Annotated in this window: 13 protein-coding genes; 4 read left to right on the plus strand and 9 right to left on the minus strand. The window is 30.3% G+C overall.

What is annotated here, in order from left to right:
• Positions 1-159: 159 nt before the first annotated feature.
• From QLS71_RS00900 to QLS71_RS00910, 3 genes are all read right to left on the minus strand, one after another.
• The gene (locus QLS71_RS00900) at positions 160-1,971 is read right to left on the minus strand and encodes an FAD/NAD(P)-binding protein (RefSeq protein WP_308992341.1); all 1,812 of its coding nucleotides are present in this window, start codon (positions 1,969-1,971) and stop codon (positions 160-162) included.
• Positions 1,972-2,095: 124 nt separating this feature from the next.
• On the minus strand, positions 2,096-3,112 hold the full coding sequence (locus QLS71_RS00905; protein WP_308992340.1) for an AraC family transcriptional regulator: 1,017 nt from the start codon (positions 3,110-3,112) through the stop codon (positions 2,096-2,098).
• 80 nt (positions 3,113-3,192) lie between these two features.
• Positions 3,193-3,333: a hypothetical protein gene (locus tag QLS71_RS00910; RefSeq protein ID WP_308992339.1), complete on the minus strand. Its 141-nt coding sequence runs from the start codon at positions 3,331-3,333 to the stop codon at positions 3,193-3,195.
• Positions 3,334-3,619: 286 nt separating this feature from the next.
• On the opposite strand from QLS71_RS00910, the gene QLS71_RS00915 reads away from it, so the two are divergent.
• From QLS71_RS00915 to QLS71_RS00930, 4 genes are all read left to right on the plus strand, one after another.
• Positions 3,620-4,504 carry a YihY/virulence factor BrkB family protein gene (locus QLS71_RS00915; protein ID WP_308992338.1) on the plus strand — a complete coding sequence of 295 codons (885 nt, stop codon included), beginning with the start codon at positions 3,620-3,622 and terminating at the stop codon, positions 4,502-4,504.
• Positions 4,505-4,695: 191 nt separating this feature from the next.
• Positions 4,696-4,866 carry a lmo0937 family membrane protein gene (locus QLS71_RS00920; RefSeq protein ID WP_308992337.1) on the plus strand — a complete coding sequence of 57 codons (171 nt, stop codon included), beginning with the start codon at positions 4,696-4,698 and terminating at the stop codon, positions 4,864-4,866.
• 38 nt (positions 4,867-4,904) lie between these two features.
• Positions 4,905-5,330 (plus strand): OsmC family peroxiredoxin, encoded by a 426-nt coding sequence (locus QLS71_RS00925; protein ID WP_308992336.1) that lies wholly within the window; start codon positions 4,905-4,907, stop codon positions 5,328-5,330.
• A 26-nt stretch (positions 5,331-5,356) separates the two neighbouring features.
• The gene (locus QLS71_RS00930; protein ID WP_308992335.1) at positions 5,357-5,806 is read left to right on the plus strand and encodes a response regulator; all 450 of its coding nucleotides are present in this window, start codon (positions 5,357-5,359) and stop codon (positions 5,804-5,806) included.
• Positions 5,807-5,924: 118 nt separating this feature from the next.
• Here the strand turns inward: QLS71_RS00930 and QLS71_RS00935 are convergent, their stop codons facing one another.
• The 6 genes from QLS71_RS00935 to QLS71_RS00960 all read right to left on the minus strand — a co-directional run bounded on the left by QLS71_RS00935 (position 5,925) and on the right by QLS71_RS00960 (position 13,477).
• On the minus strand, positions 5,925-8,528 hold the full coding sequence (locus QLS71_RS00935; protein ID WP_308992334.1) for an ATP-binding protein: 2,604 nt from the start codon (positions 8,526-8,528) through the stop codon (positions 5,925-5,927).
• A gap of 17 nt (positions 8,529-8,545) precedes the next feature.
• Positions 8,546-8,992: a response regulator gene (locus tag QLS71_RS00940; protein WP_308992333.1), complete on the minus strand. Its 447-nt coding sequence runs from the start codon at positions 8,990-8,992 to the stop codon at positions 8,546-8,548.
• A gap of 411 nt (positions 8,993-9,403) precedes the next feature.
• Positions 9,404-9,748: a hypothetical protein gene (locus QLS71_RS00945; RefSeq protein WP_308992332.1), complete on the minus strand. Its 345-nt coding sequence runs from the start codon at positions 9,746-9,748 to the stop codon at positions 9,404-9,406.
• Between the two features lie 190 nt (positions 9,749-9,938).
• Positions 9,939-10,850 (minus strand): mechanosensitive ion channel, encoded by a 912-nt coding sequence (locus QLS71_RS00950; RefSeq protein WP_308992331.1) that lies wholly within the window; start codon positions 10,848-10,850, stop codon positions 9,939-9,941.
• Positions 10,851-10,857: 7 nt separating this feature from the next.
• The gene (locus tag QLS71_RS00955) at positions 10,858-12,681 is read right to left on the minus strand and encodes an SLC13 family permease (RefSeq protein WP_308992330.1); all 1,824 of its coding nucleotides are present in this window, start codon (positions 12,679-12,681) and stop codon (positions 10,858-10,860) included.
• A gap of 154 nt (positions 12,682-12,835) precedes the next feature.
• Complete coding sequence (locus QLS71_RS00960; RefSeq protein WP_308992329.1) at positions 12,836-13,477, minus strand: NAD(P)-binding domain-containing protein; 642 nt, start codon at positions 13,475-13,477, stop codon at positions 12,836-12,838.
• Positions 13,478-13,532 lie beyond the last annotated feature (55 nt).

Here is a 13,532-nt window from a genome sequence, read left to right on the forward strand (position 1 = left end):
AAATTTAGTTGTATTAAATTTAAATAATGAATTCGCTTTTTATAATAATCTAATTCAGAAGACTAAATTCCAAATGTTTATGAAATTCAATTAACCCAAACCATTAAAATAATTGCTCTAAAAAATAATAAGATGATTTTGTTGAATTAGAAAATCATTCTATAAATTTTCATTCTCTTCATAAAGTTTGGTAATGGTTTTAATAGACGTTTTTGCAGGTGTGTTATTTTTATTCAATTCTACCCAAGAGTTAACCAAAATTGAACTGGTAGCATTGCAGGCTTGTAACCCGTAAGAATAAGGCCTGCATCCTGTTGTATGTGTAAAAGTTAAGTCATGTATTTTGGGCTCTACAGTACCATCTTCACGAATAACGCTATAGGTGGCGTCTACATCTATACCTCCTGTATTCAGAAATGTTTCATTATTATGTAAAAAGACTTTTTCTTCTCTTATGAGAACTTTCATTTCCTTAGAAGCTGGTGCCATTTGAAACTTTGCGCGTGCTTTTCTTACAGTTCCAAGTTTTACCATAGACTGAAACGGGTAATTTTCTAGTTCTACATTTTTTTGCCCTCCACAATTAATGAATAACTTAAATTCATTTTTATATTCCAATCCATTATTTCCTGTTACTTTTATAATGGTTTTATTTCTTTCACCATCCAGTATTTCTACTTTACCTACAGCCAAGTCTATACACCCAGCATGATACATAGCTAATAAAATATTAGCCGAACTTAAAGGTAAAGCTGCAATAACGTTCATTAAAAAAGGCATAATTTCTTTTCTAAAAAAGAGATGATCTTCGGCTGGTAATAACTCTACATGAAAATTAAGGCAGTACATCAAGTCATCTAAAGTTTCCATCCAATGTATGGGTTTATTGTTTTTAATGGAATCTAAAGCAAGTACCATTTCTTTTTCCATACCGAGAAAAGAATCAATATATTCATGCTCCTCGGACATCAATTTTATAAAATCTTTGAAATTGAAGTCTGGGATTTTAAACTCATTTATAATGTCATATTTCTCATCCTTCTTAAACGCGCGAATTAAAGCAGGTCGGCATATGTGTTCAAAAAAAGTTTCAATATGCAAGAAACCATTAGCATCAACCAGAGATAAAATTTCTGAGCGATTGGTATGTCTATAAATTTCCCGCATGGGTTCTTCTTGTTCATATTGTAAATGAGGTAACCAACCCTCAGCTGAATGCAATATTATTTTAAAGCCTGCTGCAGCTTCATTAAGATTAAAAGTGAGTCCGTTTTCAGTTTTTATAAATTTTCCATGACGATGCGCTAAAGATGTTACTACATCAAAAGCACTTAAAGAAGCTCCTAGAATGCCTACTCTAAAATTATAAAATTCGTTTCTTTCAGGAATTAGCTTTTTAATAGGCCATGGCGAAGCGTAATACCCTTTTTCTGGTTGATCTGTTTCTACCCATTTGTGTCCAACCGCAATAACGACTTTAATAAACGAATAAGTTTGCGAACCATTTACAATCACTTCTGCTTCATTGCTATTTTTATTTACCACAATATCTTTAACATCATGCCTTGGTAATTCCGTGATATGAAAACCATAAGAAACCAATTTCTCTACTAATAACTTATATTGATCATGAAAATAGGCACCTAAAGCCAAACGGCTATAAACTGCCGAATCATCAATAGGAAAATGAGTAATATTGAATTTTCTTAATAATTCTGGATTTTGATTCCGAAGCCAACCAGAGAAACTCTCAGGAAGTTCTGGAATTTCTTCTGAAGAAATATTTGATAGATTATATTTATCAGTTGTTTCAGGATTGTATGGCATACCCAATCCCATCATATTTTCCTTTTCAAAAATGGTTATAGCTCCTATTTGTCTATAAAGAAAATTAGCATTCTCTAATATATGTTTTAAAAGGTATATGGCTGTGGGTCCTGACCCTATGATGGCTAATCGATTATTTTTCACGTTAAATATTTAGTTTATAATAAAGCACTTAAAGAAGTTTAAGGTTAACAAAAAAAAAAACGAATACAATAAAACCAGTTTGTATAAATTTATACAAACTGGTTTTATTAATAAATATTTATATTTATGCTGTCACAGCTAACTTATTTTGATGGTTTTGATAATGTTTCGGACTGCAATTGTATTTTTCTTTAAAAATTTTAGAGAAGTAACTTCTACTGGTAAGCCCCACGGTATAAACAATTTCTGATATATTAAGCTCTGAGGTTCTTATTAAGTTTTCTGCTACTTCTACTCTCACATTTCTAATAAAATCTGTAACCGTTCTATTATGCATTATTTTAAAACCTTCTTGTAATTTAATGGGAGACAAGCCTGCTTTTTTACTTAAATATTTTAAACTATATTGAATTTCTGGGTAGTTTCTAATAAATTCAGAAATGTCTTTTATCGCTTCCATATCTGCTTGCGAAAGTGAATTACAATAACTTTCCGCGTTTACCAAATCGTATTTGTGTTGTTCTATTTCTAAAGCCAAAATAAGATATACGATACTATTGATTAATAAATTTCTCACCAATCCTTTCTGACTAATAGCATTTAGATGCTCTATTTTTTCACTAATTTTTAAATTAAATGAACCTATATAGGAAAACTCATTATTTTCTTGATTAATTAAAAATGTGTTTTGTAATTGAGCTTTTAATTCTTTATCTGAAACGGATAAAACATCTACAGTTACCATAGAAAGTTTTACTTCTTCATTTTTTCTAAAAGCTAAAAATGTACTTTCTTTCACAGAATTGGAAAAAATACCTGTTTGAAATTGACCTAGTACATTTTTTTCGCCATATTCGTTAAAACTTTGAATAAGCTGTCCTTTGGAGCAATATCCAAAATGAATCGAGTTCGATTTGTTCTCGGTATATAAAAGTGACACATCTTCTTTAAAAACAATATCATATTCCATATAAGATATTGCTGGCTCTACAGATATTCCTGAGATAAAGCCTTTAGCTATATCATTGTTTATTTCCAATCTATATTCCTTAGATTTTATTTCTAGTCTTCCACCTAATTGTATTTGAATTTGCTCAAAAATAGATGAGAGAATGCTTGAAGTTATTGATATCGTTTTCATGTTTATTTTTTTTAAGTTATTATGCATATAGCTCTGGCATCTGGGGCAAATTAAAATATTAAATACATTGATTAAACAATCTATTTATCACTGCTAGAAGCTGTATTTAAATCGTTAATTTGAATGTTAGAAGGAGCTATATAATTCATAATAAACTCTTCAAGATTTAACGTTCGTTTTACAATAGCATTTTGTTGTGTTTTAAAGCTTAAATTTTTCATCGTTATATGTGTTTAATTATCTATTAATTGTTGTGCGTTACAAAGTTGCAACAAGAGTGTAAGCGTTTTGTTACACAATTTTTCCATTATTTTATATAATTTTAATAACTGCCTTTTTTCTTATGAAAATATTAAGAATTGTGTACTTAAAATGTGGATTATCAGTGGTTATATTTAATTTGAAGAATGTATAGCACCTCTTTTAATGAAAATCAATAACGCTAATACTTTAATTGATTAGATTAAATATATTTACAAATACTACCTTATTTTGAATAAAATTTTTATGAACAAACAAGATAAAGACATACAATCTGACTCTTCATTTAAAATAATCCACCTACCCCAACTTTTAATTAAAACCTATAAGTCTTGGATAGAGAAAGAACCTTTTAAATTAGGTGCTGTTGTGGCATATTATGCTATTTTATCACTTCCAGCATTACTTATCCTTATTTTAAATTTAGTTGGAGCTATTTGGGGAAGAGAAATAGTTAGGGGCGAATTGCAATCTGAAATGGCTTCTGCTTTAGGAACTGATACGGCAACAGCTATTTTAAAAATGATAGCAGAAAAAGGTGATGAACCTACTTCTTTATTTGCTACCATTTTAGGTATTGCAGTCTTATTATATGGTTCTACAGGTGTTTTTTATCAATTACAAAATGTATTAGATGACATTTGGGAGGTCAAACAAACGTATTCAAATGAAATTATGGCTACGTTAATTGGAAGGTTAAAAAGTTTTGGATTTATATTAATTTTTGGATTTTTACTCTTAATAAGTTTTGTACTAACAGCGCTGTTAACAGCTTTTGCCAATAGAATATCCAATCTATTTTCAACAGAAATTGTAGGTATAGCTTATATTATTGATGTTACATTGTCCTTAATATTCATATATATACTCTTTGGTGCCATGTTTAAATATTTACCAGGAAAACCAATAAAATGGAAAGCGGTTAGCGTAGGTGCTGCTTTAACTGCCGTTTTATTCATAATAGGGAAGTATATCCTTTCTTTTTACTTTGGAAAAACGGAACCAGGTTCAACCTATGGTGCTGCTGGTTCTATAATTATTGTCATGCTTTGGACCTCTTATTCTAGTTTAATTCTATTCTTTGGAGCTCAGTTTACCAAAATTTATTCAGACAGGTATTTAATGACCTAGACCTAATAGTCAATTTTAATCATTTGAATATGATAATAATCTACAGTATTTATTTTGATTACGCTAAAATAGTTTCTAATTGGGTTAAAAATAGCCATCATTTAAAGTTATTTTTACAGTAACATCTATCTCATTAATTTAAAGGTGTTCCAATAAAATAAACAAATACAAATTTTTAAAAATTTTATATTATGAGAAGTATTCTTTGGCTAATCGCCGTTATCTGTATTATTATTTGGATTTTAGGCTTTTTTGGTTTTATAGTAGGTCTTGCAACAGGAAGCTTAATCCACATTCTTTTAGTAATAGCCATAATTGCTATTCTTTACAATATTATTTCAGGCAGAAGACCTTTGGATTAATCTTATAAGATTTAAAATTACAACACCCATTTAATAAAATGAAGAGACATACTACCGCCGTTTGGAGTGGCGATGTAAAAGAAGGAAAAGGATATTTGATATCAGAAAGTAAGGCACTTGATAATATGCAGTATTCTTATAATAGCCGCTTTGAAAACAGCACAGGTACCAACCCCGAGGAATTGATGGCTGCTGCACATGCTGGTTGTTTTACTATGCAGCTAAGTGCCGATTTAACTAAGTCTGGATTTATACCAGAAGTACTAGAAACCAAATGCTTTATAACTCTAAGCGAGGGTGTTATTACAAAATCAGAACTAACCGTTAAAGCAAAAATTTCAGTTATTAAAAATGAGAAATTCCAAGAAATAGCTGAAAGCGCTAAACAAAATTGTCCCGTAAGTAAGGCTTATGGTCATTTAGAAATAAGTCTTAATGCTATTTTGGAAAATAATATAAATTGATATACTTACACCCCAACTCTTAAGTTATGTTACAAAAACCACTTTTAATTTACCTGGCAGATGACGATAATGAAGACCGTATGCTTTTTAAAGAAGCATTAGATGAAATTAACATGGAAGTGTATATAAAAGATTTTGATAATGGCGTAACCCTTATGGAACATCTTTTAATGACTGATCAGCCCTTACCCGATGCTATTTATTTAGATTTAAATATGCCATTGATGAATGGCGAGGAATGTTTGATTGATATTAGAAACGAACCTCAACTTTCACAAATTCCTATAATTATATATTCTACATATGTTGATGAAGCGATGATTGATAGATTACAAAAAAAAGGCGCCAATTGGTATTTAATGAAACCTAATTCTTTCGAGGAACTTAAAAATTTATTACGAAAAAGTTTAAATTATGTCCACATAGAATTAAAAGATACACCTCCCCTTTCAGAATTTATAATAACCGCGTCTTAACTTAAAAAATTTGTTATAGTAGCAGCAATCATTTAAAAAAAAAACACTGGTTTGCTTTATTCTGCAATGGATGGTAAAGCACGTGTGCTTAAAACTAAAAAATTTTAACACTTATATATTAATCCTGCTGTGCAGGAAGATACACTATAAATTGTGCACCAACTCCCTCATTTCCTGTTGCATATATATAACCATTGTGATTTTCTACAATTTTTTTACATATAGCCAATCCAATACCAGTTCCAGAATACTCTGTTTTTTGATGTAAGCGTTGGAACACCTCAAATATTTTTTCGGCATATTGCTGATCAAAACCAATTCCATTATCAAGAAAAGATATTTTATGGTATTGTCGACGTGCCGTTGGACTTTGGTCTGGTAACTCAGAAGCTGCCACTTTGCTATAACGAATTTCTAATCTAGGTGCTTCGCTAGCGTTCTTATATTTTATAGCATTAGATATAAGGTTAGTAAATAACTGTTCCATTTGAAATGTTACACCTTTTATTTTAGGGAGTTTATCTGAAACTACCACAGTTTCAGAATTGTGAATACTAGTAGTCAAATCTTCCTTAATCTTATCTAATACTTGATTTAAATCTACTTTTTCAAAATCCTTTTTACTTATATTTATCCTAGAATAGGCAAGTAAATTTTCAATAAGAGATTGCATACGATTAACCGCTTTGGTTACTTTATTAAAGTATTCTTTACTCTTACCTGAAAAATTTTCAGCTTCGGTATCTTCAATTCTTAAAGCAAAGAGTTGTATTTTCCGTAAAGGTTCTTGCAAATCATGACTTGCAACACGGTTAAAAGATTCCAGTTCGGCATTTCTGTTTTTTAATTCTAAATTACTTTTTAACAACTTCTCTTCTGCCTCTATGGTTTGGGTAACGTCTTGCACAACACCTATCATGACCGTTTTACCATTTTTATTTATAAACTGTCCGTTGGTTTTAAAGTATTTTAAATCACCCTGCTTAGTGGTAATGCGATAGGTATATTCCGTTGCCTGAAGTTCTGTTAATATTTTTGCTCCAATTTTATCATAATCTTCTAAATCATCTGGATGAACAAATTCTCTATATCTTTCAAACGAGAGGTCAAACTCTTTTGGTTCATATCCTAGCATGTGATAAAAATTGTCTGAAATTTCAGAAACCCCGTTATCTAGATACCAAAGAAAGTTACCTATTTTAGCAATGCGTTCGGCTCCAGTTAAAATAGAATTTTGAATAATAAGTTCTTCATTCAATTTAATTAATTCATTTGCTTTTTCTTTTTCATCTGTAACTTCCCGTGTGGTTATTGTAACCCCATCCCCCAATTTAATGGCTGTGGCATAAAACCATTGTACTTTACCATTTTTATGATGAGGAAACTCATAATGCTCGGGTTTATCATTTTCTATAGCATCTATTAAGTATTTATAAACTCCTGATTTGAAAATATTTGGATATACTTCCGATACTTTTCTCTTTTCAATATGACTAGGATTATCTCCTGTAACAGGATTTATTTTATCGTTAACAAATAAAATTTCAAAATCTACTATTTCACCATTTTCTGCCCGTATACTTTTAAAATGCATAACTACATGAGAAATACTCTTAAAAATATTTGTGAGAAAGGCACGGTTGTCGAGTAATTTTAAATTTTGGTTTTCTAAGCGTTTTTTAAGTGTCAACTCTATGTCTTTAGCTTCTTCTTCGGGGGTAGAATTACTCGAAGTAACTAAAACTCCATCAGCTAGTGGAGTAACCAAAGAATGAAACCACATTTTTTTTTCATTTATAATAACTTGTCTATCAAAAACAACTTTGCTATCTTCTTTATAAGATTTTATTAATTCTTCTAGCTCGTTATATGACCTATGAAAAGGGTAGACACCCAACACTGTAGCACCTATTATATTGTTAGGTTCAAGACCTAAATAATCTCGGTTACAATCATTCGCATATAAAATCTTGAAATCTACTATTTCATCTATGCTATTATATATAGGTTCATAATAGTTGACAATATTGTCTGTAGTTGCGAGTACGCTTTTTAAAAAGTTTTCTGATTTTCTAACCTTTAATTTGTTATTATAAATTCTAACAAAAGAAATAATAAAAACTACCAGGGCGAAAAATGCCAATATTAACAACATGGTAGGCGTTAAAGATTTGTGAAAAATATAATTTATTTTTCTCTCGTGCATTAAGCGCTCTTCATCGGCAAGCATTCTATTTTTAATGCTTCTAATTTCAAACAAGGTTTTATTAATTTTTAATTTGTTTGACTGTTGTCCTTGTAATACTTCTTCGTTATCTTGGGAAGTAACTATATCTAAATCTACAAGTTGGCTATACAAATTATTTAGCAAAGCATTTAATGGTTTTATGCGAGCTGCATGTAAGCCATTATCTTTAGTAAGTAACCTTAAAGTATCTATTATAGCTTTGCCTTCTAATTTGTAATCTTCAAAAAATTTAGTTGATAGAGTATCATTTATTATATCTTCTCTAAATTCTTCTGATTGGGCTTTGGTATAATGAGTCGTTAAATCTCCTATGGCGTTATAAACTTGAAGCGTATGCAACACCATTTCAGCAGATTTCTGTGTAAGCATAATTTGCCTATAGGTCATACTTGTTGTAACCAAAAGCATAATTATTGCAATAACCAATAATATGATATAGGTTTTTGAAGAGGTATAAATGCGATTAAAGTCCATACTATTTCCCAAATAAATTAAATACGGAAGAGAAAAGTATCTTTATTTAAATTAGAAGTATGATGCTGCCAATTAAGCTTCAGAACCTTTTCCACAACTTCTCGCAATTTAGTAAAACTATTAGGTTTGTTTATATAAATATTGGCTCCATTTGAAAAAGATTCTTCAATATCTTTTTGAGATGAGGATGTAGAATATATAGCTATATATAAATTTTTTAAGGCAGGATTACTACGGATTTCGTTTAAACACTGCATCCCATTTTTTATAGGCATATTAAGATCTAGAAATATTAAATTTGGAAATGTAATATCAGGCTGGAACAGATAATCTAATAATTCTTGGCCATGTTTAAAAAGGGACAATGTTGTTTGTACCGATATTTCTTCAAGAGCTTCACTAAATAATATTCTATCATCTTCATCATCATCTGCTAAAAAAATATTTAATAAATTATCGCTCATATTTTATACTATTATAGTATTTATTTTGTTGATTAATAATCATTTGACATTGATTAATACTACACACGTAAGAAACACGTAAAGCAACAAGCCTGTTTTTTAAAAAGTTTAGTAAAGAGCACTAATTTATATGGACCTATAAAAATTATTTTAAACTTATCCTTTTTAATTATCAAACGAAAGATATACTATTAATACGATAAATTGCATGCTTTAACTTTTTATTTATCGTAATAATATACTCATACCTTTCTTCTAATAACTCCATAAAATGAATAACTGCGAACCAATCTCTAAGGGTTTAATTTTTAGACCTCTATACTTTCAACTAAATTAAAAATTATTATCCGCACTTACTGTACTGCCATTTTTAATTTAAAAATAGGATATTATATGGAGTTATAAAGAAAGTTATTCCTCTATATTATTGATATTTTCATCATTAGAAATATTGGTCTCGGGTATTTTTTTGAAAAACTCAGCAAGTTCTAAATCTGCACTTGGGCCATATCCTAATAAAAGCGTTCCTTTTTCCTCTTTACTTGTTTTAATAATATAAAGTATGGACATATCTGAAGGATCACTCATACCTTCATACCTATGTTCTGCTACAATATAAATGTCTGTAGGTGTATATTCGTTTTTTGTTTCACTATTTATCAATCTATCCTCTTTATAATGAAAATTAGAAGTATAACCTTTCTCTTGATAAATTTTTATATAATCTTTCTCATGTTTTGCAAATTCATTTTCCATTTCTTTAAATTTTAAGATTAAACGGTTTTTTTTTGGATGTATTGTGTAAGTAAAACTCAACACTACATACCTTAACTAATCAAATTTGCAAAAAAAAGCGAAATAGGATTAACACAAATACATTTCTATTTAACGCTATTCGTTTGGTGCATAAAAGAAACTATTTTGATAATTACTAATTTAAACCGATTTAATCTTTGTCTGCATTTTCACTAGCATCTTCGTTAGGCGCAATTTCCAACCTGTTTTTTCCAAAATCCAAGGTGCGTATGGGGAATGGAATATTGATGCCTTTATCATTAAAATTGGATTTAATAAGTTTAATGGCTTTATGTCTTGCCTCATGTTCTTGTTTTACTTTCACCATATCAATCCAAAATCGAGTCATAAAATTGATAGAGCTATCTCCAAATTCAGTAAAGAAAAACTCAACGCCCTCCCCTGCTTTTTGCTCAAAATTTTCTGAGATAATACGGACTACCAAATCTTCAACCTCTTGCAAATTACTTTCATATCCAACGCCACAATTTACGGCAATTCTACTTCTGGCACTTATTGAGTAATTGGTAAAGGAATTTTCTACAAACTTTGAGTTGGGAATAACAACATAATTATTATCGGTTTGTCTTAACACTATGTTCCGAAGGCTTATTTCTGACACAAAACCATCAGCATCGTTAGTTTTAATATAATCGTTTATTTTTATTTTATCCATAAAAGATAAGACCACGCCTCCAACGGTGTTGCTTAATGTACCTTGAAGCGCTAAACCTATCGCTAAACCAATAACTCCAGCACCAGCTAGAATACTGGTTAATACTTTATCAAGATCTAAAACACCAAGAGCTATGAAAAACCCAATTAAAATAACAATGATGAAAATTATTTTTGCGACAATCTCCTGAATTGATTTTTGACTAATATGCGCTAACAAAAACTTGTTTGAAAGTTTCCTAATACCACGTGCAATAAAATAAAATAGAAGCATGACTAAAATAGCCATGATGAAGTTTGGCAGTTTTAGAATTATGGCATCTAGCCAACCATCTAACTTATCCCATAATTTACTCACGGATTCTTCTATAGAAAATTTATTATTCATAATATATTTATAACATTTGGGTTAGTAAAAAGGTCGCCAATATCCAAAGTATTAAACTCAGTACACCTCCTATGAATAAAAAGTGTTTAAACCTATAATTACCAATTCCATAAATGAGTGTATTTGTTTGATATCCAACGGGTGTAAAAAAACTAAAATTAGCCGCAAACATAACTGCTAGAATAAAAGGTTTAAAATCTAAATGCATACCTTGAGCTACCGAAATAGCTATTGGCGTCATAATAATCGCCGTCGCATTATTGCTAACCACACCACTCAATACCATGGTAACAAAAAATAATGTACCTACAATAATATAGTTAGGTTGTCCTCCTAAAAAGCTCAGTAGTTTTTCTGAAACCCACATGTCGGCACCTGTATTGTGCATGGCAAAACCCAACGGAATCATACCTGCCAGTAAGAAAAATATTTGCCAATTCACTTTTTTATAGACTGTGTTTAAATCTAAATTTTTGGTGATTAACAATAAACAAACACCTGTTAATGCGCTTACCATTATGGATAATAATCCAGTTGCTGCTAACAAAATCACTAAAAGAAGAACGCTTAATGAAAAATATCTTTTAAATTTCGATTTTCTATTAACATTATCAAACTCTTGTAATAACACTACATTTTCCATGGTTTGAAGCGTGGGTAATTTTTCTTTTGATATTTCTACCAACAGCCGGTCGCCAGACTTTAACACTAAACGATTCATGCTACTACGCACCATTCTATCTTTTAAATTTATAAGTGTTTTTCTCTTCTTTATTGCTAAAGGTATAACATCTTGAGACATAAAATTTCGTAAACTTCCCAAATTTTTACCCAACAAGGAGGCTCCTGGAAGCATTAGAAGTTCAACAAAAACCTGTTCATCAAGTTCACTTAATCCATTCGTTATTTCTTTTTTCTTATCATCATCTAACTCATTAAAACCTTTTTCTTCATAAACACTTAGGTTTTCTGATGTTTTAATGCGTGACAAATTTTCCAGATCACACAGTAAAAGTAATTCATCATCTTGCTTTAATGTTATATATTTTCCAGGAGAGTTATGAATGCGGTTATCTCGTATTAACTGTAAAAGTGATACATCTGGATTTTCAAACAAAAAGCTCTCTTGAATTTTTTTTCCTACTAATTTTGAATCTGGGTTAATACGAACCTTGGTAAGATAATTATCAATTTCATAGTCTTTACTCAAGCTTTGTGTATTATCCCAGGGTAACCAACGCAAACTTATAGTTAGGTATACAATAGAAACAATTAAAAATATAATGCCCAATAATGAAAATTCAAAAAAACCTAACTTTTCTGCTCCTAGATTTTTCGCAACAGCATTTACAATCAGATTTGTGGAAGTGCCCATTAAAGTACAAGAGCCTCCTAAAATACCGGCAAAAGAAATAGGCAGTAAGAGTTTTGATTGTGGGATTTTATATTTTTCTGAAAGTTGATTAATTATCTTTATAAAAACGACAACGACTGCTGTTGTGCTTATAAAAGCTGAAATACCCGCAGTAACAAACATAAAAAAGGGAGCGACTATATATATTGGTAAGGATTTCACCTTCCCCATGCCAGACGTAAGCCAATGAATCACCCCATTTTCTTCCATGGCTATAGCCAATATCATTAATGCCAGAACCGCAATAGTCGCTGGGTTTGAAAAACCACTAATACCTTCTTCAGGTGTTACCAATCCTAATAAAATAAGCGACACAATAATAAAAAAAGCTATTTTATCAATAGGAAATATTTCAAAAACAAAAAGTACTATTGTAACCAATAGCACTGAAAACATTAAGATGATTTCTCCATCCATATAAATATATTAATTATGCTACTTGCTGTAAATATGTACTTGTATCAACGAACTGTTAAAAACAATTCATGTTTTTTTTAATTCCCAAAAGACTTACATCTAATTAAATAATTATCTAATATAAATCTTTTGGGTTTACTTATTTTATAGTCTTTTAAGATTTTCTAGTGGTATTTACTAAAGTTTCTAATTCTTTTTTTTCTAGAGATTTACCGTAGATAGCTTGATCGGGATCCATAATATTAGTGTCGCTCAAATCTCCAATGTATAAAGCATCAAACCCAATATCTTCAATAAGTTGTTTTCCTACTGCTCTACTTTCTTGATCTTGTGCTGCAAAAGGCACTGTTAGCTTATTAACATTTCTAAATGCGCGATCTCTTAAATGTTCTGCATGAATGCTGTTGAATGCTTTTACTGTTTTTGCGGTACCAAACTTCATAGCTGTATACTCGGAAGCATTATAATTGGCCTCTCTAACTTTTTCTGCCATCTCTCCATCTCTTTCAGGATATGGGTTGGTAGCATCAATAATAATTTTATTACCGTATTCTCCCGCATAAAGCTCTGCAATTTCATCAATGGCTTTAAAGGGCATAGCCAGTAAGTATACATCCGCATTTGCTTCAAAAGCTTGTGCAACACTTACCGCTTGAGCATTTTCTCCTGCTTCTTTAACTAAACTATTAAGTTCGTTGGGGTGTCTAGAACTAAATAGGACTTGATGTCCTGCTTTACTCCAATGTTTTCCTAAATTACCTCCTATATTTCCACTTCCTATAATTCCTATTTTCATAACATTTTAATTTAAAAATTTATATATCTTATTTCGTAAATTAATCATTTATATA

Origin of the sequence: Mariniflexile litorale, from assembly GCF_031128465.2 — a bacterium.
In the GTDB taxonomy this organism is placed as follows: domain Bacteria; phylum Bacteroidota; class Bacteroidia; order Flavobacteriales; family Flavobacteriaceae; genus Mariniflexile; species Mariniflexile litorale.

Coding starts and splice junctions, on each gene's coding strand:
- QLS71_RS00905 (WP_308992340.1), bottom strand. CDS start 3,112: ATGAAAACGATATCAATAACTTCAAGCATTCTCTCATCTATTTTTGAG.
- QLS71_RS00910 (WP_308992339.1), bottom strand. CDS start 3,333: ATGAAAAATTTAAGCTTTAAAACACAACAAAATGCTATTGTAAAACGA.
- QLS71_RS00915 (WP_308992338.1), top strand. CDS start 3,620: ATGAACAAACAAGATAAAGACATACAATCTGACTCTTCATTTAAAATA.
- QLS71_RS00920 (WP_308992337.1), top strand. CDS start 4,696: ATGAGAAGTATTCTTTGGCTAATCGCCGTTATCTGTATTATTATTTGG.
- QLS71_RS00925 (WP_308992336.1), top strand. CDS start 4,905: ATGAAGAGACATACTACCGCCGTTTGGAGTGGCGATGTAAAAGAAGGA.
- QLS71_RS00930 (WP_308992335.1), top strand. CDS start 5,357: ATGTTACAAAAACCACTTTTAATTTACCTGGCAGATGACGATAATGAA.
- QLS71_RS00935 (WP_308992334.1), bottom strand. CDS start 8,528: ATGGACTTTAATCGCATTTATACCTCTTCAAAAACCTATATCATATTA.
- QLS71_RS00940 (WP_308992333.1), bottom strand. CDS start 8,992: ATGAGCGATAATTTATTAAATATTTTTTTAGCAGATGATGATGAAGAT.
- QLS71_RS00945 (WP_308992332.1), bottom strand. CDS start 9,748: ATGGAAAATGAATTTGCAAAACATGAGAAAGATTATATAAAAATTTAT.
- QLS71_RS00950 (WP_308992331.1), bottom strand. CDS start 10,850: ATGAATAATAAATTTTCTATAGAAGAATCCGTGAGTAAATTATGGGAT.
- QLS71_RS00955 (WP_308992330.1), bottom strand. CDS start 12,681: ATGGATGGAGAAATCATCTTAATGTTTTCAGTGCTATTGGTTACAATA.
- QLS71_RS00960 (WP_308992329.1), bottom strand. CDS start 13,477: ATGAAAATAGGAATTATAGGAAGTGGAAATATAGGAGGTAATTTAGGA.